Genomic DNA, 22,240 nt, shown 5'->3' with positions numbered 1-22,240 from the left:
TTCATTCTCCTTATTTTTTTGACATTCTAAAAAGGACATCTAGTATCCTACATCTAAACCTTATCACTGAAATGTGGTAAAATTATGGTAAAGTAGTGGAAAATTATTTCACTACTATTTTTTACTCACTATACCTTTGCACTATCATGTGCATGTATGTAAGCGATTATTTCATCCTCAATCTCTTTACCTATTTCTTCATCAATTAAATTATTCAACAAGATTGAGAAGATCACCCTTTGCTCAGTCTTCACATTAATATACCCAGATAAAGTACTTACTCCTTCTATTGTTCCGGTCTTCGCTTTGACAGAAAATCCTTTCATACGTTCTCGTAAAGTCCCGCCCACCATTCGATTTTGCTCGCCTGCTACAGGTAGAGTATCTAACAGCAAAGGAAACCATTTTTCCGATTGAATTCGATATAATAATTTGGACAACTCATTTGCGGGTAACAAATTACTGTGCGAGATTCCTGAACCGTCCTTAATTTGCAATGTTTCCATATTTACTCCATAGGATTGAATTTGTTCTTTTACTACCTTTAATCCTGCATCCCATGTACCTTCTCCATATACAAAACGCCCCATTTCTTTTACAAGTATTTCTCCAATTCCATTATTACTTAATTTCATAAATGGAATTAAGATCTCTGCTAATTTTGGAGAAGAATGTTTACATATACACATGGTGTTGTTTGGAACGGCTTTTCCTGTTTTAGATTTTCCTTTAATCGTTATTCCCATTTCTTTTAATGTTTGAACAAATGTATCTACTACATAATCCGTCGATCTCCATACAGCCATCCATTCTTGCCTTACGTCATGATCAACACCGATGTTTCCTTTCATATAAATATGGTTACCACCATGTTCTCTAGTAATACACAATTCTTCTTCTTCAGCTTGAGCTACGGTAACCGCATGGTTCTCTATGGTGACATAAGATGTGTTAGGATATAGTCGATATTGAGGTGGTTCACCCAATTGACTCGGTTGAATAATAATTTTTACAGATCCAGTATCATAATCCTCGTCAGGCGATATTGTTAATGCTGATACTTCCGCTCCATAATAATATTGTGCATCCGACCAAATTAAATCTTCCGATAAACGTATATCATCGTACCATGTATCATCCCCAATAATTCTACCTGTAATTGTTCTGATACCATACTTGTAGAGAATAGCTGCAAACTTCTGATAATCATTAATTTGCAAGGTAGGATCACCTTTGCCAACGATATAGACATCTCCTTCCCACACATCCCCAACAAGTTTTCCGTCCAATCTTATCTCCGTCGAAAATTTATAGTCCGGTCCTAATATTCGTAAAGCAGCTACAGTAGTTAGGATCTTCATATTCGAAGCTGGATGCAGTCGAATATCTCCATTATGACTTAGATAAATATCTCCCGTGTCTGCAGAACGAATACTAAGACCAAGTATCCCACCTGCCCATTTTTTCTGTTTACTGATATATGTTAAAAGCTCTTCCATTACTCCCACTCCTGTTCTCAAGTGAAAAACATACCTTTATTTAATTATATTTCTACAGAAACCAATGAGATTCCTTTTTAATCGTAAACTTATGCGGGTCTTAATTCATATGGTGCTAAACGGATGATCTACACTTTTCTTGTAATTTTTATGTCCATGACTAGTGAATCGGCCCTCCCTGTTCTTTATTTCCGCACATATAATAGCCATATATCGTAGGAGGTGGTAAGTATGAGCGAATATGAAAAACGTGGTGAATTTGGCTTTACTTTTTTGGTAGTATTATTTATTTTGCTTATCATTGTCGGCGGCTCTTACTGGTACTAGTAAAATCGAACCCCTCTTCATGATTAAAAATTCTTTCCTCCTCTCGTATGTCGGATTGAAGGATGCTTCCTGCATCCTTTTTTTATTTCTTGTTATTTCCCTGTAACAAATTTCCATTGTTATTTTTTATTGTTCTACATATAATAGAACATACGTTCTTATGAAAGGATGATAATCATGGATTATTCCAGTTATCCACGTAATGATGTTCTATGTATCGACATGCGTTCATTTTATGCGAGCGTGGAAGCAGTCAAACTCAATTTAGATCCAATGAAAGTAATGCTTGCTGTTGTTGGCGATCCAAATCGATCAGGGAGTATTGTACTTGCCGCTTCTCCTGAGTTAAAGCGACGTTATGGAATAAGTAATGTAAGTCGTTTTTTTGAATTACCAGATGACCCGGAAATTCATATTGTCCCTGCCCATATGGCGGATTATATACACATGTCTTTACAAATTACTGATTTACTGCAGCAATATGCACCTTTGGAAGCTATTCATCCTTATTCTGTAGACGAAGTGTGGATTACAGTCAACGGTTTACAACACTTATTTGGAACGCGAGAAGAAATTGCGAAAAAAATAAAAGCGGATATTTTAGATTCCTTTGGCATTACTTGTTCCATTGGAATTGGAGATAATAAATTTTTAGCTAAAGTTGTCATGGATCTTCATGCAAAGAAACAAGGAATTGCAGAATGTACGTATGAAGATGTAGAAGAAAAACTTTGGCCTCATCCGATTGAATCCATCTGGGGAATTGGCGGACGAATGAAGCGAAATTTGAATCGAATGGGAATTATTACGTTAGGTCAGCTTGCTAATTATAATCTTGACCATTTAAAGAAACGATTCGGAGTAATGGGGGAGCAACTTTATTGGCATGCGTGGGGAATTGATTTAAGTCCTGTGTTCGGAGATTTTTCAAAACAAGAACAAAAGGGTTTTGGCCATGGTATATCTTTGCTACGCGATTATACAAAAGAAGATATTCCTTACTGTATTCTCGACCTCTGCGAAGAAGTATGTCGAAGAGCACGTACAGCAAATAAATCAGGTAGGACCATTCATTTAGGAATTTCTTATTCAAAAGAAACCGGCGGAGGATTTTCTCGATCACAATCCATTGATCTTCCAACAAACATTACCTTAGATGTCTATGATATTTGCATGCAGCTATTTAATAAATTTTACGATGGTAAAAGTATGGTTCGTCACGTATATGTAACACTAACCAACCTTAGAGACAAGCAAGAAACACAGCTGGATTTATTTGAAGATCGTACAAAGAAAAATGATATTGGATATGTCATGGATGCAATCCGTGATAAATATGGATCCACTTCCATCCTTCGTGCATCAAGTTATACCCAAGCTGGGATCACTATCGAACGAAGCAAAAAAATTGGTGGGCACTACGCTTAATATAAAGCGAAACTTCATTTAGTGAGATACTACTATCCCATACATACGGGATAAACTAAAGCACATTCTAAATTCCAATCATGTAAAAATCCATGCTATAATGACATTAAAGTGAGACTATGTAAGCAATATTTATCCAAGTGTTAGCGTCCGTCATCACATACATTGGACAATTATTAAAGATAAAGGAGAACTAAAATGAAGCAAAGATATCTATTTATAATAATACTAATGATTACTTTTCTTTTATCAGCATGCTCTGATACTGAAGAAACACCGAGCGAAGATACTCAATCGGATGATAACCCGATAGCTACAATTACAATGGAAAATGGACAAACTATTACCATAGAACTTTATCCCGATATTGCTCCTAACACAGTAACTAATTTTATTTCTCTAATTGAAGATGGATTTTATGATGGATTAACTTTCCACCGAATTGTCCCCGAGTTTGTTATCCAAGGTGGCGATCCTGAAGGAAATGGAACTGGAGGACCTGGATACTCTATCCCCGGAGAATTCACTTCGAATGGATTTGAAAATAACTTAGTCCACGAACGTGGAGTACTTTCAATGGCTAGAAGTCAACACCCTGATTCTGCAGGATCTCAATTCTTTATTGTTTTAGACAAAGCCGACCATCTCGATGAAGATTATGCAGGGTTTGGAAAAGTCACGGAAGGCATGGAGACCGTAGATAATATTGTAGAACAAGGAACTTCTGAAGAAGAAGTATCAACCATAAAACAAATCACTGTAGATACCAAGGACAAGACTACGGAGAGCCAGAATAAAATATATCTATAAGCACGGCTTTAGCTAACTCGGAAAAGAAAGTCACTTTTCCGTACGAATCTTCAGCTCGTGCTTTTCCCATAGAGTGAGACCCTTTCATTCTATAATTGTCCGCCCTGTTTTCGCTGCAGAAGAAATTATGCGTCAATAATCTTTTCAACTCTATTATTAACGAACCACTCTGAATGATATTCTACCATGAAAATATTTCATATTTTTCGTCAATTTCCATAGCTATGCATAATCAAATCTAGTAAAATAGAGTTTACATATACATAAGAGAGGTATTCTTCATGAATGAAAAAAGAAAACATTATTTAACTGATAGTAAGGTTCAATCCGCAATAGATCAGACAACCATGTTTTCCATCATAGATGTAAATGGGGATTTAATTTATGCGAATGATTCTTTTTGCAAGCGACTAAATTACTCAGAAGAAGACTTATTTGATAAACCTTTTAATCGGTTACTAAAGTCCCCTTCCCACTTCCATATAGTAGAAGAACATGAAAAAGAAGCTATTTGGAAAGAAGAAATTCAAATCCAAACAAAGGACGATACAACTTGTTGGTTTGATGCAGCAACGGTACCTTATTATGATCAATTTGGGGATCTAGAAAAAATGGTAACGACTTACTACGACATCACTGCACGAAAACATCATGAGCAATATATCGAAGGAATTGCATATACGGATTATTTAACGAAGTTACCGAATCAGAATCAACTCTATCATTGGGTAGATAATCAACAAATTAATATAAATGATGTAAAGGCCATATTATATATTTCTTTAGACAGGTTCAAACAAATCAATGAAACATTCGGTAAACGTATTGCGGATAAAGTAATCACGATGGTAGCAGAACGATTGCAAAATTTCCAAACGAAAGAAAACTTTCTTTTTCGTAAAGATGGAGATGAATTTGTTGTAATTGTAAAAGAAGAATTAGACCAAGAAGAATGCATGGCGAAAGCAGAGAATATCGTTAATAAATTACGTATTCCGTATAAAATACAAGATAGACAAATTTCATTAACAGTTAGCATTGGGATTAATTTCCCCTACAAATCAACTTATACAAATGGACATTCAAAATATGATGGGATAGAAACTTCCTTAAAACAAGCAAGAAAAGCAATGGTTCTCGCTAAAAAGAACGGCGGAAATCGGTATTGTATACATACTAATCAGCAGAAAAAAACTCTAGAACGTGGTTATTTGATAGATTTAGAATTAAAAGAAGCTTTAGCTCGTGAAGAATTTAGCATCATGTATCAACCAATTATTAATTTGAAAAGTCATAAAGTAGTAGGGGCAGAAGCATTATTACGATGGAATAATCGAGAATTTGGTTTTGTTTCGCCGAGTGAGTTCATACCAAAATTAGAGGAATCCGGAATGATTGTTCCTGTCGGCAAATGGATATTAGAAAATGTATGTAGAAGAATGAAATCTTGGCAAGAAAAAGGATTACTTATGCAACGCATTTCCGTAAATGTGTCTCCAATACAATTTAAAGATAAGTACTTTGTACAAGATGTGAAAGGAATTCTAAATAAAACAATGCTAGATGCCTCATATCTCGAGATTGAAATAACAGAAGGTACCATTCTTAATTTAGAAAGTTCGATGATGACAATTTTAGAATTAAAAAGCTTAGGAATGCATGTATCTATCGATGATTTTGGAACTGGCTATTCATCCTTAAGTTATCTGAAACAGCTTCCTATTGATACATTAAAAATTGATAAGTCGTTTATCGATGACCTTGATCGCGATGGAGAAATTATCACAAATACAATTATTAATATGGGTAAAAACTTGCATTTTCGAATTATTGCTGAGGGAATAGAAAGTGAAAAACAACTCGAATACTTGAAAAGTCAACAATGTCATGAAGGACAAGGGTATTTCTTTAGTAAACCTGTTCAACCAAATGAAATAATGACAATGCTGCTTCAGCAATCATCATAAAGAGAAACTTCATTCAGTAGGGGTTTTCATACATAACAGTAGTTAGAATCTTCAATTAAAAAGACGCTTAGTATAATCACTGGTAAGCGTCTTTTTCACTACTATTTATTATTATTGGAAGAAGATTGATTTAACTGCTTCTCATTTTTTTTATCTTTCTGTTCTTCCTCATCCATCATACTATTCGCAGAAGATTTAAACTCACGTAGAGTTTGTCCGGCAGCTTTTCCAATTTCAGGTAACTTTTTAGGTCCAAAAATGATTAAAGCGATAACAATTATTAAGATTAGACCCGGTATACCTATATTTGCGATACCCATAGGATATCACCTCCATCCTGTCCATATTATAAACCTTTTTTCAATATTTTTAAACACTTACTTGCTATACAATTAATTAGTCAGGCATAGAATTTTATAACTACTAAAAAGGAGTGCTCTACATGGAAACAACCATTACTTCCTTGATAGAAGAATTGAGCAAACACTTAGAAATATCGCATATCACACAAAACGAAACGCTGTTAGAACAACATAGCAAAGATGAATCTTACCATGTACCTCATAAGCCATTAGCAGTCGTATTCCCAAAAAATACAATAGATGTCCAACACATAACGAGATGCTGCTCACAATATGAAGTACCAATCTATCCTTTTGGTGTTGGTTCAAGTTTGGAAGGTCATGTGATTCCAAATGATCCAGGAATTTCGGTAAACTTCTCGTTAATGAACAACATCCTAGAGATTAATCCAGAAGATCTAATTGTAAGAGTACAACCAGGCGTTACCCGTACGCAGTTAGAAAAGGAACTGAAAAAGTATGGTTTATTCTTTCCTGTTGATCCCGGAGCTGATGCGACACTTGGAGGAATGGCCGCTACAAATGCAAGTGGTACACTAACCGTAAAATATGGGACTATGCGAGATAATGTACGAACAATGGAAGTGGTCCTTGCAAACGGCACCACGATTCAAACAGGTACAAAAGCTGCAAAGTCTTCTTCTGGTTATCATCTAAATGGCTTGTTTGTTGGTTCAGAAGGAACATTAGGGTGCATCACCGAACTCACGTTAAAAGTTTTCGGTATTCCAGAACATATCGCTGCCGGAAGAGCTACCTTCCCTACCGTACATCAAGCTATTGAAGCAGTAGTTTCCGTACTTCAAGCAGGAATTCCAATTGCGAGAATAGAGATAGTCGATGAAGATTCTATTTTACAAGTCAATCAATATAGCGAACTAGACCTTTCGATAGAACCTACCTTATTCGTTGAATTTCATGGAAACAAAGCTGGACTTGCAGAAGATATGGCATTTACAGAACAACTATTTGAAGATTTTGATTGTACAAATATCACCTTTGAATCTGACACTGCAGCTAGAAACCAACTTTGGGAAGCTAGACATAATCTAGCATATGCATATGTGCATGGCTATAAAGGTAGGAAAATGATGATTACCGATGTTTGCCTGCCAATCTCTTATCTAGCAGATGCGATATCACATGCTAGGTTAATGCTAGATACCTATGGGCTACCTGGTGGCATTACAGGACATGTCGGTGATGGTAATTTTCATATTGTCTTGATGTTTGATCAACATGACGAGCAAGAAGTCCAATACGCTCAAGAACTAAATGAAAAAGTTGTAGCTTATGCTTTAGAACGAGGCGGTACCTGTACTGGCGAGCATGGAGTCGGGACTGGCAAGAAAAAGTATCAGCAACAAGAACATGGAGAGGCCTTAACTGTAATGAGACAATTAAAACAAGCTCTCGATCCAAACCAAATCATGAATCCGAATAAAATATTTTAAAAAAGGTCTTGAAATCAATATAAGAACTAGCAAAAAATGTGAGCTACTTTCCTCAGGCATGTATGCTTCAGCTTACCTTGAAAATGTTTTTCAAAGATAAGCGTTGGGCTTATACACCCTTCGGAGTCGCTCACATTATAGTGCCAAATGTTATTGTTCGATATTGCTTATCCAGTTTTTATCATTGGTTATTTTTTTGAAATATATCCTATCAATTCTCTGAGCATCTTTGGGAACTGTTCAAACGCATTAACAGTATGCAATCTTTCCGTACGTTTATGTGCATCATATCCAAATGGTCCTACGTTAATTACTGGTGCCCGTAGCTGACTCATCTCATCAAAAGGAAGATGGTACGTATCCCCCCAAACTGGTGTATTGTGTTCATATTCTTCCCATCCAACAAGATCCTCCGAATAATTCACATAACTTAAATCGCATATACCATTTAAGTAATGAACCTGTTTAATATCCAACTGAAAATCTTCTTTTGCTTTTTCAGTTAAAAATGTCGTACATTCTTGTACTAACTTATTGTCTGAAGAGTTCACTGCTGGATAATACGGTGGCGCAAATAAGATAATCATCGCTGGTGCCAATTCTTGACAACGAATCACTAATTGATCGGTAATTCGAAGCGATTTTTCTCTATCATCCCATTCATCATTATAATAAATATCGGCTTTAATCTCTTGAATGATAGATTCACCTAGTTTATCTGTAGCATATTCTAATAAATCCTTATAGCGAATTACTTTTACCTTTCCTATCGGTGGTACCACTTGTTGTCTACAAATTTCATTATAGGCTGCTGTACACTTATTTGCAGCTTCAATCGCTACTTTCTCAAATAAGTCAAAAGCTTCTGAAGTACTTCGTTCCATCAAAAATAAATTATAAAGCGCAGAAGAGCGGTATGGTGTCTGGGTCGAATAATGTAAACGCAGATCGGTTTGTTGTAACGTGACCGGTAATGGTGTAGACTCGCCTCTTACCGTTTCTCTAAATTTTGAATTCCATTCCATTTCTTGCGTCAGATATGAAGCCATATAAGGCGATGTCATGCCACTTAAAGGCTCTCCAGCATGTGTCTCTTTACCATAAAATAAAGCAGCTGCTAGTACCTTCCCAATAGTACCCGTATAAATATAATGCGAATTATCCGTTGGCTCTTGTCGAAACGTCGGTTCACTATTTAAAAATAAAGTGTATGTAAAACCATACTTTTTCTGTAACTCAACCAACACTGGTACTGCATAACGCATACCAGATGAATTCACCTCTTCATCCGGAACTGTTAATAGGACAAGATTAATTGGCCACTCTTCTATACTAGCTTGCTCAATTAAGCTCATATGCATAACTAGCCCCATCTTCATATCCATGGTTCCGCGACCAAATAAAAAAGCTTCCGATTCCAAATCTTGGTGAATCTCAAACGGTAACTCTTCCTTTTTTTCCATATATAATTTAGTAAGTTCTTCCGGTTGTGTAGCGAGCGGTTCCATAGATCCGTATTCTTCTGTATTAACAGTGTCAAAATGACTAATAAGACAAATCGTTTGTGTAGCATCTGGATGCTTATAGATAGCGGTTAATAATTTTCTACGCTCATCTGCGTCATGCAAAGATAAGCGATCTGGATATTGGTGAAAATAATCTAAATCCTGTAACTTGGCATAAAGTTTCATTGGGAATTGCCGTTCCCCTTCAGAAAACGTAATACTTTTCCAACTGACTAATTCATTTAGTAAAGTCCTTAATTGACTAGGGCTATTCCATTGTAATGTTGTCATGTAAAATCCCCCATTTCTCCTTGTTTCTATAGTTATTATTATAGCAGGTAAAAGACTGATTTACCTGTTTTTTCAGAAGATAGCAAATACATTAATGCTCATAAATAAGTCTATAAAGCTAATTAGTATCGTATTTGTTAGCTACTCTCATCGTCCTTTTTAATATTCTGAATTTCCTTCAACCCAACTTTCACCAATAGTTTTCTTGCTCCTATATTTTTCTCAGTGGTTTCCGACTCTAAGAATAATACTCCTTGATTTCTAGCCACGTAAATATATTCGTTCTCTTTCATTATTTACACCTTATAAAAAACAATTGTCTATTATTCTTACAAGTTAAAAAAACAACCTACTCCAAGAAGGACAAGGTTGCCGTGAGCGCTTGTATGAACAAGTTAATAAAATGTATTTATTCCATGGTTAAGAACAATACAAAGTACGATTACTCGTACGCAATCTCAATGGACCGTTAATATCATAATGAATTATCATTAAAAAAGAAAGACTTGAGGTCTATTACCCATGCCTAAATAATTGATTTTCATTAAAAAAGTAACAGGAAAAACTCTTGACTACTCGTATTTCAAAAGTCGTATGATAGCTAGAATCAGCACAAGAAATATACGGAGACTCCTTGAAAATCAAAATCGATTTTCTGCGTGCGATGCAATGCTGTCAAGGTCTTCCTTGTCCTGTGGGAGTGAGACCCCGGATTGCGGAGCACCGGAGGCTCATCAGCTGCCCACGGAAAGCGATATTTCTAAAGCGGGTTTTTAAAACCTATTCATTCTTATTTAACTTTTGTAATCATCTCTTTTTTATGATTAAGTTATAAGAATTTCACACACACTACTTCAGGTACTTCAATTTCGCTATTTGTTAGAGATAACTTCCCGGTTGCAGTATTACGTTGAAATAAAACAATATTTCCACTATGTTGATTAGATGCAATAAGGAATTGTTCTGTTGGATCCAAGACGAAGTCTCGTGGCCATTCGCCTCCAGATGGTGTGATTTCCACCAATGTTAACGTTCCTGAACTGTCATCAACGGAAAATACAGCAATACTGTTATGTCCTCTATTTCCTGTATATATAAATTTACCATCTGAAGAAATATGAATCGCACTGGCATCATTCGTATCCTTAAAAGATTCAGGAATCGCTTTGATCGTTTGTTTTTGTTTAAATTGTCCTGTTTTTTTATTATAATCAAGAACAATTACTTCTGAACTTAATTCCGTTAACAAATATGCCACAGGTTTATCCGGGTGAAAGACAATATGGCGTGGACCGCTTCCAGGTGCAACATTTAATGTACTTACATGGGATAAAGAATCCCCTTCTATGCGATAAGTGACAAGTTCATCTGTACCTAGATCTGCCACAACTACATAACTTCCATCTGGTGTAAATCCTGTATAGTGGACATGTGGTTTTTCCTGTCTTTTATGAGGGCCGTTGCCTTCATGCTTTAAAAATTTACCTTGTTCTAGTTGAGCATTATTTAAGAGATGTACTCCGATATCTCCTTTATGGTAGTTACCAGTAACCAATACTTCACCGCGCACATCAAGATGACATGGCGGGGCACCTTCCACTAACTGACCATTAATTAATGATAACTCACTTTTTTCTGGATTAATTTGAAATGATTTCACTCCACCCATACTTTCTTCTTGAGCGACAGAATAAAGGTATTTTTTATCCTCAGATATAGTTAAATAGGTTGGATTATCAACTTTTTCCGCAACTTCAACTTGTTCGAATTGTTTCGTATCTGTATTAAGAGTAAAACGATAAATCCCTTCACTTGTTTTTCTAGTATATGTACCTGCAAATCCAATAAACGTTTTTCCATCAGTCATTTTGAATGCCTCCTATAACATCATTAAAATACATAAAAGAATTATTTTCGTTAGAATTTATATATTCATCGTAACCTTTTTCACTAGAATGTTCTAGTAATTGTTCTTCTAAGATGCTACATTCCCTACATTTGAAAAACAAAACAAAAAAGCACCCTTAACATTAAATGTACTAATCTTAAGGAGTGCCTTTTATACTTCTAGTTAAATTTAGCTTTGACCACTTTTATGATCTTTTAGACGTTTAACTGTTTCATCAAATTCTTTTTCCACTTCTGGATTCGGTTTATACGTAAGTATGCTTACTACAACAATCACAATCGTACTTAGTATAAAACCAGGAACTAATTCATAAAGATAGTCCGCTAATGGTGAATAACCCCATAAGAATACCGTTATTGCACCAACAATCATCCCCCATAAGGCTCCAGTACCTGTTGTTTTTCTCCAGAATAAAGAAAGTAACACTACCGGACCAAACGCAGCACCAAATCCTGCCCATGCGAATGATACAAGTCCTAAAATAGTATCATTCTTCTGCCAAGCAAATATAATAGCGATAAATGATATTAGTAGTACAGCTGCTCTACTCAACATCACATACGTTCTATCTGAAGCATCTGATTTAAAGACTGCTTTATAAATATCTTCCACAAGTGCAGATGAAGTAACTAGTAACTGAGAAGATACAGTACTCATTATTGCTGCAATTACTGCTGCTAAAAGTATTCCAGCGATAAATGGATGGAATAGAATCTGACCAAGTACTAGAAATACAGCTTCTGGGTCTGCTAAATTAAATTCAGGATTAGCATGGAAAAATGCCACACCAACTAATGCAGTTAATACAGCACCAATCAGAGAAATCACCATCCAGCTAATTCCAATGCGACGTGCGGATGTGGTCTCTTTTACTGATTTAATAGCCATGAAACGAACGATAATATGTGGTTGTCCAAAGTAACCAAGCCCCCAAGCAAGCGAAGAAATAATTCCTGTTGTAGTCGCTGCTGCGAAAAAGCTTAAGAAATCTGGATTAACATCTTGAATTAAATTTACTGTCTCTCCAACTCCGCCTAAATGAAAAATTGCCATTGTCGGCACAAGAATTAGAGCCAAGAACATCATCGTCCCTTGCACAACATCAGTAATACTTACGGCTAAGAATCCTCCTAGCAAGGTATATAAAATTGTAATAACAGCTACAATAATAAGACCTAAATGATAATTAAATTCAAATGAGCTTTCAAAGAAAACTCCTCCGGCCACCATTCCTGATGATACATAAAATGTGAAATAAATAAGAATAACTGCACCTGAAACAATTCGTAATATCTTGGAGTTATTTTTAAAACGATTATCTAAATAACTTGGAATTGTAATCGAGTTATTAGATACTTCCGTATACGTTCGTAACCTTGGTGCTACAATTAACCAATTCAACCATGCACCTATTGCTAAACCTATCGCAATCCAACCTTCTGCTAAACCAGATAAATAAATTGCTCCTGGTAGCCCCATTAGTAGCCATTGTGACATATCAGAAGCACCCGCACTTAACGCAGATGTAACCGGTCCTAGGCTTCTACCTCCAAGCATGTAATCGTCTAAGTTTGACGTTTTTCGATATGAGTATAGTCCGATAGCTATCATCGCTAAAAAGTATAGTCCGATAGCAATAAATTGATACGTAAATTCAGACATCCTATCTCCCTTTCGTCTTTTAATAATATATATATAACAAGCTTTCACACTTGGAATTTGTGGTACTTACGGTACTAATCATCCAATGTTGATTTGTTATTACATGTTGTCTTAAAGATGGAAAAAGGCTGAGACAGGAAGGAATTAAGAAGGGAAGGGAAATACCAAAGACTCTAGGGCAATCCCTTCAGTAACAATACAAATTGTCCTTAAATTTATTTTTTCCTTTTTTTACTAACAAACATCAATAACGATAGAGCAGCCACACCAGCTATAACTGGTTCTTTCTTTAGCTTATTCTCTTTCGTATAAAAAACATCTTTTAAAACCAAGTTAATATTCTGCGGTCGCTCTGCAAGCCTCCGCATGAAATAACCAAACCAATCGCTTCCAAACGGAATATACGTACAAAAATGATATCCTGCCTGTGCCAGTTCCTCATGCATTTCAGTTCGAAAACCATAAAGCATTTGAAACTCAAAAACATCTCTAGAAATATTATGCTCCTCAACAAAAGTTTTTATTTCATCAATGATATTATGATCATGGGTAGCAATGGAAGTAAATGTATTACCTAACAGCCTTTTTTTAGCAAGTTCCATAAAATTACGATCAATATCTTCTTTTGATGGATAAGCAATGGATGCATCTTCTTTATAGGCACCTTTCACAAGACGTATTCGTACATCCTTTAAAGCGGCCAAATCGTCCTCCGCACTATACAAATATGATTGTATTACCGTACCGACGTTGTCATACTCTTTTCGGAGCTCGTTTAGAGTCTCCAATGTTTTACCATAATGGATATGTTTCTCCATGTCAATATTAATAAAAATCTCAAAGCGTTTTGCAACTTTTAAAATCGCACGAATATTATTTAAACAAAAATTTTCATCAATGTCTAAACCCAGCTGAGTTAATTTTACAGACACATGGCAATCTAATCGTTGCTCATAAATCTTATAAAGCATGTCGATGATATCATCTCTCGCTTCAATTGCTTCTGATTTTTCTGTCACAAACTCACCAAGGTTATCTAGTGTACAAGATATTCCTCTACCATTCAAATCTTTGATTATTCCGATAATACTGTCAAAATTAGTTCCTGCGACAAACTTTTCCGCACCTAAACGAAATCCATATTTCTTAGCGTTGGTGTTCAACAATTTATTATTTGATAATCCTATAAAGAAATCTCGTGTTAGATTTGCCATCCTTCTATCCCCTTATTAAGAAACTAACAGCTTATATACGAGACTGGGACATAAAGTAGCTATTCATGCCCCAACCCCTCCCTTAATTAAAATCGTTCAGTTACAACTTTTGCATTTAAGAAATGCTGAAGGTAATCTGGTCCACCAGCTTTTGAGTCTGTTCCTGACATTTTAAAGCCACCGAATGGTTGATAACCTACAATTGCTGCAGTACAACCACGGTTAAAGTATAGATTTCCTACAAGAAACTCTGTTTGTGCTCGGTTAAGATTTTCGCGGTTATTCGAAATAACTGCACCAGTCAAACCATATTCTGTGTTATTTGCAATATCGAGTAATTCATCAAAATCCTTCGCTTTCGCAAATGCGACCACTGGTCCAAAAATTTCTTCTTGCATAATACGAGCTTGTGGATCTAAATCTTTGAAAATGGTTGGATGTACAAAGAAACCTTTACTATCATCAGTTTCTCCTCCAAAAACAAGCTCACCTTCTTGTTTTCCGACTTCAATATAATCTTTTATCTTATCGAATTGTTTTTGATTAACTACAGAAGCCATGTATACATTATCTTCCGTAGGGTTACCTACTGTAAGAGTTTTTGTGAGTTCTACTGATTTCTTAATCACCTCATCATAAACCGATTCATGAATAACTGCACGAGAACATGCAGAACATTTTTGACCGGAAAATCCGAATGCAGAATGAACAATTGATTCTGCAGCTAAATCTAAATCAGCTGACTCATCAACGATAATCGTATCTTTTCCCCCCATTTCAGCTACCACACGTTTTAAATGAGTTTGGCCATCTTGAATTTTTGTTGCACGTTCAAAAATACGAACTCCCGTTGCACGAGATCCAGTAAAGTTAATAAAATGCGTGTCTTTATGATCGACTAAATAATCTCCGATTTCTGCTGGGTCTCCAGGTACAAAATTTAGAACACCTTTTGGTAATCCTGCTTCTTCAAGTACCTCTACTAATTTATAGGCGATTACAGGTGTATTTTCAGATGGCTTCAACAGTACAGGATTTCCTGCAACAATTGGAGCTACTGTTGTTCCACAAACAATTGCAAATGCAAAGTTCCATGGTGGAATTACTACACCTGGTCCCATTGGCTGATAGAAATATTTATTATCTTCATTTGGTCGATCTGCTAACGGTTTTCCTTGTTCAAGTTCAACCATATGACGTGCATAATACTCTAAAAAGTCAATTCCCTCCGCAGTATCCCCATCTGCCTGATCCCAAGGCTTCCCGGCATCATATGATAACCATGCTGAGAACTCATGTTTACGTCTTCTTACAATTGCTGCCGCTCGATATAGGACACGTGCACGATCTTCAGCAGACCAAGTTTTCCACTCTTTAAATGCTTCCTTCGAGGAAGAAAAAGCCTCTTCAATAAGTTGTTGTGTTGCTTTCGATACTTGACCTACTACTTCTTTTTTATTTGAAGGGTTTACAGATACCAGTTTGTCATCGGTATAAATTTTTTCACCGTTAATAACAAGCGGATAATCTTTTCCTAATTCTCCTTTAACCTTGGCTAATGCAGCTTGATAATCTTTACGGTTTTCCTCCACCGTAAAGTCTGTAAATGGTTCATGTTTAAATGGTAATACCATAAATAAAAACCTCCTTGAAAAATAATTCATAAAGAGTATTTATACTCTCTACTATTTTACTAGCAAAAATGATGCCAACTTTCTGAAATGTATTCGATTTCAATGGGTTAGCCATTGGTATACCTGTTTTTTCAATTTTTTTCTAAAAACATAATCATTTTAATCCATGGAAAAATCAGAAATTTATTGTATACTATAATTACAGTTATTGTTTAGAAAGTTTACACTCATCTTTACAATGAAGGAGGATTTTTCTTAATGAATGATTATTTCTTTGAGCAATTATTAGAAGCCGAAGACGATGCAATTACAATTGTAGATACAAATAAAACAGTATTATATTGGAATAACGCAGCAGTAGATACGTACAACATTGAAAAGTCCACAATTATTGGTCAACCGATTACAAACTTTTTTGCTTACGATGACTTGATGGTAATGAAAGTTTTAGATAGTAAACAAGCAGTGCAAAATCAATACCATCGCCCACGAAAAGATAAACATGTAGTTGTAAACACTCTCCCTGTATTTGATAACAATCAATATTTAATTGGGGCCATTTCTGTGGAAAGAGATATCACCCAAATTGTAAAGTTAAACGACAATCTAGAGACTACTTCTGCAGAATTAAATGAATTACGGCAAAAAGTTTACCCAGCAAATTCCGAATCTCCATTTGTAAAGCTAAAAGGAAAAAGCGATGCTCTACAACAGATAATCCAATTGGCACGTAAGGCTGCGAGCACAAATGCAACTACATTGATTTTAGGAGAAAGCGGAACAGGAAAAGAAGTCTGTGCAAAGGCTATACACGAAGCAAGCGAGCGACGAAACCAACCTTTTATCCCCGTAAACTGTGGAGCCATACCGAGTGCTTTATTTGAAAGTGAACTATTTGGCTATGAAGGCGGCTCGTTTACAGGAGCAAAAAAGAAAGGTAAAGCAGGTAAAATTGAAATGGCTGATGGTGGGACACTATTTTTAGATGAGGTTGGAGAATTACCATTAGAGATGCAAGTAAAACTTTTACGAGTATTACAAGAGAATCGAATTTATCGAATTGGAAATTCACAAGGAAAACAGGTCAATGTTCGGTTTATCGCAGCAACCAATCAAAAATTGGAGCAACTAATGGATGAAAAACAATTTCGTTCCGATCTTTTTTACCGATTAAATGTGATCCAATTAACGATGCCACCTCTTCGTGAAAGAATAGAAGATATTGAAATACTAGCCAAAAGTTTTTCGAATCAATTTGCAAATAAATACCAAGTATTAGCACCTAATATTTCGGGGGAAGCATTTGAATATTTACTTCAATACCACTGGCCAGGTAATATCCGTGAACTACGTAATTTAATGGAGCGAATAATCATTCTTCACGAGAATTCACTTGTCCAAAAGGAAGATATGCAACTTTATCTGCCACAAGCAACTAATTTCAATTCTTACGAGACAATATCCAATCTACCAATGGAAAAAGAGGCAATGGAAAAACAATTGATAGAGACAACATTACAGCAGCTAGAAGGAAATAAATCAAAAGCAGCTAAAAAACTAGGAATATCAAGAGTAACTCTCTATCAAAAAATTAAAAAATATAATATAACTGTATAATTATTCGCATATATACTCTACTATTTTTTTGTTTTCGACATTATTTTCCGATTAAATGTAAGCATTTTCATCTAGGTAATAACTACTCTTTAATTATCCTAAAAAACGAAAGATAGCTTTCGTATTCCAAATAACGACTAAATTCGACATTATTAACGCTAATTTCTATTCTAAAAAATTAGAATAGCTTTTCTATTAAATTATTTTTCCTCCTTATAAATTAGGTCATATGAAGGTATTTCGAAAGTAGGATATATATTATACATTTTTATTGCATGAATATAATATCTAGTTTTGTCGAAAAGGTTTATTTTTATTTAATAATTTGAGATAATCCTAATCGTGTGAGACAAGCTAATATAAAAGTAGAGGTGCAAATAGAATAATGTATACAAAAATGAAAAAAAATGATAGAGAAAGTATCGTTCTCTCGATTGTAAAAAAAAGGGATGAAATGTTACGAATTGCTGAAGAAGATGGATTATCCTCTGAAAACACGATTATATGTAGCCAAGAATTAGATAATTTGTTAAATCAACTCAATGAATATACGAATCTTTCCACATAAAAAGGGGCTGCAGCTAATTGACAGCTCCTTTTTATATTTATTTTCCGTTATTGAGAAAACAATCTCAAAAAATAGTGTCAAATAGATTTACTATTAATAGGTAAACACCCAAACCATAACACCCAAAAAAACATAAAAGATAGTAATATGTTTTTATCGGGAGTGGAATAAATGAAATTAACAAAATTTGTAGATAAGCTTCCCATTATCTCTACATTAGAACCAACAAAAGCAAGCAATCGTTTAACATATTATGAAGTGGTTATGAAAGAATGTTGGCATAAGCTTCACCGCGATTTACCACCAACAAGGTTATGGGGGTATAACGGTCTATTTCCAGGACCAACCATAGATGTTTTCGAAGGGGAATTAGTACATGTTAAATGGATCAACCAGCTACCACAGAAACTCATATTGCCTTTAGATACTTCGATACATCACCTAGATCAAATGCCACAAAGTCGAACGGTAACGCATGTTCATGGAAGTGTAACAAAACCAGATAGTGACGGTTATCCAGAGGCATGGTTTACACGGGAATTTCAAGAGACTGGACCGGATTTTTCTCGAGAAGTATATGAGTATCCAAACAACCAACGTGCTGCTACACTTTGGTATCACGATCATGCAATGGGAATTACTCGTTTAAACGTATATGCAGGCCTTATAGGAATGTATATTATTCGTGGAGAAGAGGAAAAAGCCTTACAACTTCCGTCCGGAGAATATGAAATTCCTTTGGTTATTTGTGACCGCACACTTAATCCAGATGGTTCATTATACTATCCTTCTGGACCTGATGAGCCTATTCCAGGAGCACCATCCCCTTCTATTGTACCTGCTTATTTAGGAGAAGCTATTCTCGTTAATGGGAAAGCATGGCCTTATATCGATGTTGAACCGAGAAAATATCGTTTTAGACTATTGAATGCATCGAATACTCGAACGTATCGATTATCTATGAATGAGGAATTACCTATATATCAAATTGGTTCTGATGGTGGTCTATTACGTAAAAGTATTCCTACTCGACAAATCGTTATGGAACCCGCAGAACGTATCGATATTGTGATTGACTTTACCGAATTTGAAGGAAAGAGTCTGACTATAAACAATGATTTAGGCGAGGATGCAGATCCAGAAGATCAAACTAATAATATTATGCAATTTAAAGTTACAAAGCCTTTAACGACAAAAGATACGAGTAGAATTCCTAAACATTTAACGCATATACCTTCATTAAAGCAGAATTCAATAAATACCATTAGAAATCTAAAACTTGTAGGATCAGAGGATCAATTCGGAAGACCACTTTTATTACTCAATAATCAGTTATGGCATGATCCAATAACAGAGAAACCTCAACTCGGTGATACTGAAATTTGGTCCATTGTAAATGTTACTAATTTTACGCATCCCATTCATCTTCACCTCGTTCAGTTTCAGGTTCTTGATCGTCAACCCTTTGATCTAGAGAAATATAATGAAGATGGATCAATGATTTACACTGATGCTCCTATTCCACCTGCTGAAAATGAGAAAAGTTGGAAAGATACTTTAGCAGCACCATCCGCTCAAGTAACGCGCGTGATTGCAAAATTTGAACCTTTTACAGGAGATTACGTGTGGCACTGCCATATACTAGAACACGAGGATTACGATATGATGCGACCATTTACGATCGTAGATAAAGAAGAACCAGGAACTTCATAATAACTTCCGTCAGCGGGGATTTTATTTATCCTCGACTGATGGTTAAGGATTAATCCAAAAGTGACATAGTTTGTCATCATTTTTTGTTTAGTCAACTTTCTAGTTATAAGGAACTTCTTTGAAAGTTCGATTATCCGATTGTTTAAACAACGCACGAATACCTTTACCTACATACTTTTCGTCATCGTACCTGGGAAGAATATGCAAATGCGCGTGAAAAATATGCTGCCCTGCAGTTTTCCCTGCATTCCACCCGATATTATAACCATTTGGTTGATGATGAACATCTATCCACTTTTTTGCTTCCTTTAATAAATCAAATGTCGACCTCCATTCTTCTTCAGAAAGATCAAATACTGTTTCACGATGCGCTTTTGGAACAATTACCCCTGCTCCTTCTAAAGGCGCTCCTTTTTCGAAGGTATCATTTAATTGCAAAAACATTGTATATTCATTCGATAGAATAACCGACTGTAATGGTTCATTTTCTACTTTACAAAACACACATTCATACTCCATTGGTTCCCTTCCCTCGTTTATTCATATTTGATCAATAAAACAAGTTAGTACCATGGCACCGCGATCATTTACTGGCAAAAACAAATGAGGTTTGGAACCCGCAAAATAAGCACTATCCCCTTTTTCTAAAAATTGCTTTTCTCCATTATAGAGTAGTTCCATTTCACCTTCTAATATGTAAATAAATTCATCTTGTGAGTGCGTATATGTCTTATCCTGACGTAAATTTCGATGTTTGGGCGTAACATGTACAATAGTGGGTTCTATTCCACTATACTTCGATCGATTGGCCAGTAATTCATATGAGTATCCCATACTTTCATCCCCGACTTTTGAAGGACGGTTATACTTTCGTTGAATAACTAAGTCTTGCTCTTCCTTATCATCAAGCACCCAAGCTAACGGTACCTTTAAAGCATCTGAAATCTTTGATAAGGTGGCGATAGCTGATGCTGTTTGACCGTTTTCTATTTTAGATAGAAGGCTTTTGGAAATCCCACACTCATCAGCGATCTGTTGTTGTGTTTTTTTATTTCTCAAGCGAACTTGCTTAATTTTATCTCCAATACTTTGCAGGTCGATGGGAACCATTCCTTCCATAATTTAATTAAAATCAATCTAATCATAATCTAGCATTGTTTACGAGTCAATCCATATTGATAGATAAAATGAGGCTTTTCTCTAAAGCCCAAATTTTAACCATAAATAAAACCCCAAACTATAATGCAAAATGTAGATACATTTGGTACTATAGTTTGGGGTTAATTATGCGTTTTTTAAATAAGCTAATGATCGACTAGGCAACGTTTTGTCTAATTTGTTTTGAATAAATACACCAGATTCCTGTAATTTCTTTTCGTCAATACCGGTATTGATGCCAAGCCCTTCTAATAAATATAAAACATCATTTGTAGCTACATTTCCTGCAGCTCCTGGAGCATATGGACAGCCCCCTAAACCACCTATGGTACTATCAAAACGATAAATTCCGTAATGCATGGCAGTCATAATATTAGCGATTGCCATTCCTCTCGTATCATGAAAATGCAGGATCAATTTCTCTTTTGGATAATGTTGTAACAAGAGTTCGAGTAATTGCTCGACTTGCGTCGGAACTGCTGTGCCTATGGTATCGCCTAACGATAAATCATCTACTCCACTGTCGATTAATTTCTCACATACCATCAGCACTTCCTCAGGGGCTATTTTCCCTTCATAAGGACAATCAAATACAGTAGAAATATATCCTGTTACATGCTTCCCAGCTTGTTTTGCTTCAACAATTACTTTATCTAAGACTGGATACGTATCTTGAATCGTTTTATTAATATTTTTTTGATTATGTGTCTCACTAGCAGACATAAATACGGACGCTCCATCAATTCCCGCTTCTAGCGCATATTCTAACCCTTTAAGATTTGGAACTAAAGCAGAATACGTAACATCCGGGTTTCTAATGATCCGCTTACCTACTTCCCTTGCATCTGATAAAGCTGGAATCATTTTGGGATTAACAAACGATGAATATTCGATTTCCTTTATCCCTGAAGTAGATAACATATTAATCCAATTTACTTTATCTTCTGTAGTTATCCACGTCTTTTCATTTTGAAGTCCGTCTCTCGGGCCTACTTCTTTTAATTGGACATAAGATGGTAATGAACGCATTGGTTCTCCCCCATTCCTATAATTGAATGCGCTTACAGTAGGATATACGTAAATATCTTTATTGTTCTAATCAATTTCATAATTAGATATTTT

Annotated in this window: 19 protein-coding genes; 8 read left to right on the top strand and 11 right to left on the bottom strand. The window is 35.6% G+C overall.

Annotated features, from left to right (window positions below; translation table 11 throughout):
- Positions 1-128: 128 nt before the first annotated feature.
- Complete coding sequence (gene dacB / locus C794_RS07335) at positions 129-1,499, bottom strand: D-alanyl-D-alanine carboxypeptidase/D-alanyl-D-alanine endopeptidase (RefSeq protein WP_017796483.1); 1,371 nt, start codon at positions 1,497-1,499, stop codon at positions 129-131.
- A 231-nt stretch (positions 1,500-1,730) separates the two neighbouring features.
- On the opposite strand from dacB, the gene C794_RS20395 reads away from it, so the two are divergent.
- The 4 genes from C794_RS20395 to C794_RS07315 all read left to right on the top strand — a co-directional run bounded on the left by C794_RS20395 (position 1,731) and on the right by C794_RS07315 (position 6,031).
- On the top strand, positions 1,731-1,826 hold the full coding sequence (locus C794_RS20395) for a YjcZ family sporulation protein (RefSeq protein WP_017796482.1): 96 nt from the start codon (positions 1,731-1,733) through the stop codon (positions 1,824-1,826).
- A 177-nt stretch (positions 1,827-2,003) separates the two neighbouring features.
- Positions 2,004-3,254 carry a DNA polymerase IV gene (locus C794_RS07325; RefSeq protein WP_026133752.1) on the top strand — a complete coding sequence of 417 codons (1,251 nt, stop codon included), beginning with the start codon at positions 2,004-2,006 and terminating at the stop codon, positions 3,252-3,254.
- A gap of 198 nt (positions 3,255-3,452) precedes the next feature.
- A complete protein-coding gene (locus tag C794_RS07320) occupies positions 3,453-4,064 on the top strand; it encodes a peptidylprolyl isomerase (RefSeq protein WP_017796480.1) in 612 nt (203 codons plus the stop codon).
- 281 nt (positions 4,065-4,345) lie between these two features.
- Entirely contained in the window at positions 4,346-6,031 is a 1,686-nt protein-coding gene (locus tag C794_RS07315) for an EAL domain-containing protein (RefSeq protein WP_017796479.1), read from the top strand.
- A gap of 101 nt (positions 6,032-6,132) precedes the next feature.
- Here C794_RS07315 and C794_RS07310 read toward each other — a convergent pair whose 3' ends face one another.
- The gene (locus tag C794_RS07310) at positions 6,133-6,351 is read right to left on the bottom strand and encodes a twin-arginine translocase TatA/TatE family subunit (protein WP_011065764.1); all 219 of its coding nucleotides are present in this window, start codon (positions 6,349-6,351) and stop codon (positions 6,133-6,135) included.
- Positions 6,352-6,473: 122 nt separating this feature from the next.
- On the opposite strand from C794_RS07310, the gene C794_RS07305 reads away from it, so the two are divergent.
- Positions 6,474-7,847: an FAD-binding oxidoreductase gene (locus C794_RS07305; RefSeq protein ID WP_017796478.1), complete on the top strand. Its 1,374-nt coding sequence runs from the start codon at positions 6,474-6,476 to the stop codon at positions 7,845-7,847.
- 188 nt (positions 7,848-8,035) lie between these two features.
- On the opposite strand, the gene C794_RS07300 is transcribed toward C794_RS07305, so the two are convergent.
- The 6 genes from C794_RS07300 to pruA form a co-directional block, all read right to left on the bottom strand.
- Positions 8,036-9,643 carry a M20/M25/M40 family metallo-hydrolase gene (locus tag C794_RS07300; protein ID WP_017796477.1) on the bottom strand — a complete coding sequence of 536 codons (1,608 nt, stop codon included), beginning with the start codon at positions 9,641-9,643 and terminating at the stop codon, positions 8,036-8,038.
- 137 nt (positions 9,644-9,780) lie between these two features.
- Complete coding sequence (locus C794_RS20675) at positions 9,781-9,936, bottom strand: hypothetical protein (protein WP_017796476.1); 156 nt, start codon at positions 9,934-9,936, stop codon at positions 9,781-9,783.
- A 536-nt stretch (positions 9,937-10,472) separates the two neighbouring features.
- Positions 10,473-11,510, bottom strand: a complete 1,038-nt coding sequence (locus C794_RS07290) for a lactonase family protein (RefSeq protein WP_017796475.1) — start codon at positions 11,508-11,510, stop codon at positions 10,473-10,475.
- 210 nt (positions 11,511-11,720) lie between these two features.
- Complete coding sequence (gene putP / locus C794_RS07280) at positions 11,721-13,214, bottom strand: sodium/proline symporter PutP (protein ID WP_017796473.1); 1,494 nt, start codon at positions 13,212-13,214, stop codon at positions 11,721-11,723.
- Positions 13,215-13,429: 215 nt separating this feature from the next.
- On the bottom strand, positions 13,430-14,428 hold the full coding sequence (locus tag C794_RS07275; RefSeq protein ID WP_017796472.1) for a proline dehydrogenase family protein: 999 nt from the start codon (positions 14,426-14,428) through the stop codon (positions 13,430-13,432).
- 86 nt (positions 14,429-14,514) lie between these two features.
- Positions 14,515-16,062, bottom strand: a complete 1,548-nt coding sequence (gene pruA, locus C794_RS07270; protein ID WP_017796471.1) for an L-glutamate gamma-semialdehyde dehydrogenase — start codon at positions 16,060-16,062, stop codon at positions 14,515-14,517.
- Positions 16,063-16,320: 258 nt separating this feature from the next.
- On the opposite strand from pruA, the gene C794_RS19790 reads away from it, so the two are divergent.
- The 3 genes from C794_RS19790 to C794_RS07255 all read left to right on the top strand — a co-directional run bounded on the left by C794_RS19790 (position 16,321) and on the right by C794_RS07255 (position 19,960).
- Positions 16,321-17,679, top strand: coding sequence for a sigma-54 interaction domain-containing protein (locus tag C794_RS19790; protein WP_017796470.1), 1,359 nt, complete (start codon positions 16,321-16,323; stop codon positions 17,677-17,679).
- 385 nt (positions 17,680-18,064) lie between these two features.
- Positions 18,065-18,247 (top strand): aspartyl-phosphate phosphatase Spo0E family protein, encoded by a 183-nt coding sequence (locus C794_RS19785; RefSeq protein WP_017796469.1) that lies wholly within the window; start codon positions 18,065-18,067, stop codon positions 18,245-18,247.
- 171 nt (positions 18,248-18,418) lie between these two features.
- Positions 18,419-19,960: a multicopper oxidase family protein gene (locus C794_RS07255; protein WP_017796468.1), complete on the top strand. Its 1,542-nt coding sequence runs from the start codon at positions 18,419-18,421 to the stop codon at positions 19,958-19,960.
- 99 nt (positions 19,961-20,059) lie between these two features.
- On the opposite strand, the gene C794_RS07250 is transcribed toward C794_RS07255, so the two are convergent.
- From C794_RS07250 to C794_RS07240, 3 genes are all read right to left on the bottom strand, one after another.
- A complete protein-coding gene (locus C794_RS07250; protein WP_017796467.1) occupies positions 20,060-20,479 on the bottom strand; it encodes an HIT domain-containing protein in 420 nt (139 codons plus the stop codon).
- Between the two features lie 21 nt (positions 20,480-20,500).
- The gene (locus C794_RS07245; protein ID WP_017796466.1) at positions 20,501-21,070 is read right to left on the bottom strand and encodes a helix-turn-helix domain-containing protein; all 570 of its coding nucleotides are present in this window, start codon (positions 21,068-21,070) and stop codon (positions 20,501-20,503) included.
- A 174-nt stretch (positions 21,071-21,244) separates the two neighbouring features.
- The gene (locus C794_RS07240) at positions 21,245-22,147 is read right to left on the bottom strand and encodes a hydroxymethylglutaryl-CoA lyase (protein ID WP_017796465.1); all 903 of its coding nucleotides are present in this window, start codon (positions 22,145-22,147) and stop codon (positions 21,245-21,247) included.
- Between the last annotated feature and the right edge of the window lie 93 nt (positions 22,148-22,240).

The sequence above is a fragment of the Oceanobacillus kimchii X50 genome, from assembly GCF_000340475.1.
In the GTDB taxonomy this organism is placed as follows: domain Bacteria; phylum Bacillota; class Bacilli; order Bacillales; family Amphibacillaceae; genus Oceanobacillus; species Oceanobacillus kimchii.
The sequence above is the reverse complement of the archived record's forward strand: the minus strand, read 5'-3'. Positions and strand labels throughout refer to the sequence as shown.

Excerpts from the sequence above, each read along its gene's own strand:
- dacB (WP_017796483.1), bottom strand. The coding sequence starts at position 1,499 with ATGGAAGAGCTTTTAACATATATCAGTAAACAGAAAAAATGGGCAGGT.
- C794_RS20395 (WP_017796482.1), top strand. The coding sequence starts at position 1,731 with ATGAGCGAATATGAAAAACGTGGTGAATTTGGCTTTACTTTTTTGGTA.
- C794_RS07325 (WP_026133752.1), top strand. The coding sequence starts at position 2,004 with ATGGATTATTCCAGTTATCCACGTAATGATGTTCTATGTATCGACATG.
- C794_RS07320 (WP_017796480.1), top strand. The coding sequence starts at position 3,453 with ATGAAGCAAAGATATCTATTTATAATAATACTAATGATTACTTTTCTT.
- C794_RS07315 (WP_017796479.1), top strand. The coding sequence starts at position 4,346 with ATGAATGAAAAAAGAAAACATTATTTAACTGATAGTAAGGTTCAATCC.
- C794_RS07310 (WP_011065764.1), bottom strand. The coding sequence starts at position 6,351 with ATGGGTATCGCAAATATAGGTATACCGGGTCTAATCTTAATAATTGTT.
- C794_RS07305 (WP_017796478.1), top strand. The coding sequence starts at position 6,474 with ATGGAAACAACCATTACTTCCTTGATAGAAGAATTGAGCAAACACTTA.
- C794_RS07300 (WP_017796477.1), bottom strand. The coding sequence starts at position 9,643 with ATGACAACATTACAATGGAATAGCCCTAGTCAATTAAGGACTTTACTA.
- C794_RS20675 (WP_017796476.1), bottom strand. The coding sequence starts at position 9,936 with ATGAAAGAGAACGAATATATTTACGTGGCTAGAAATCAAGGAGTATTA.
- C794_RS07290 (WP_017796475.1), bottom strand. The coding sequence starts at position 11,510 with ATGACTGATGGAAAAACGTTTATTGGATTTGCAGGTACATATACTAGA.
- putP (WP_017796473.1), bottom strand. The coding sequence starts at position 13,214 with ATGTCTGAATTTACGTATCAATTTATTGCTATCGGACTATACTTTTTA.
- C794_RS07275 (WP_017796472.1), bottom strand. The coding sequence starts at position 14,428 with ATGGCAAATCTAACACGAGATTTCTTTATAGGATTATCAAATAATAAA.
- pruA (WP_017796471.1), bottom strand. The coding sequence starts at position 16,062 with ATGGTATTACCATTTAAACATGAACCATTTACAGACTTTACGGTGGAG.
- C794_RS19790 (WP_017796470.1), top strand. The coding sequence starts at position 16,321 with ATGAATGATTATTTCTTTGAGCAATTATTAGAAGCCGAAGACGATGCA.
- C794_RS19785 (WP_017796469.1), top strand. The coding sequence starts at position 18,065 with ATGTATACAAAAATGAAAAAAAATGATAGAGAAAGTATCGTTCTCTCG.
- C794_RS07255 (WP_017796468.1), top strand. The coding sequence starts at position 18,419 with ATGAAATTAACAAAATTTGTAGATAAGCTTCCCATTATCTCTACATTA.
- C794_RS07250 (WP_017796467.1), bottom strand. The coding sequence starts at position 20,479 with ATGGAGTATGAATGTGTGTTTTGTAAAGTAGAAAATGAACCATTACAG.
- C794_RS07245 (WP_017796466.1), bottom strand. The coding sequence starts at position 21,070 with ATGGTTCCCATCGACCTGCAAAGTATTGGAGATAAAATTAAGCAAGTT.
- C794_RS07240 (WP_017796465.1), bottom strand. The coding sequence starts at position 22,147 with ATGCGTTCATTACCATCTTATGTCCAATTAAAAGAAGTAGGCCCGAGA.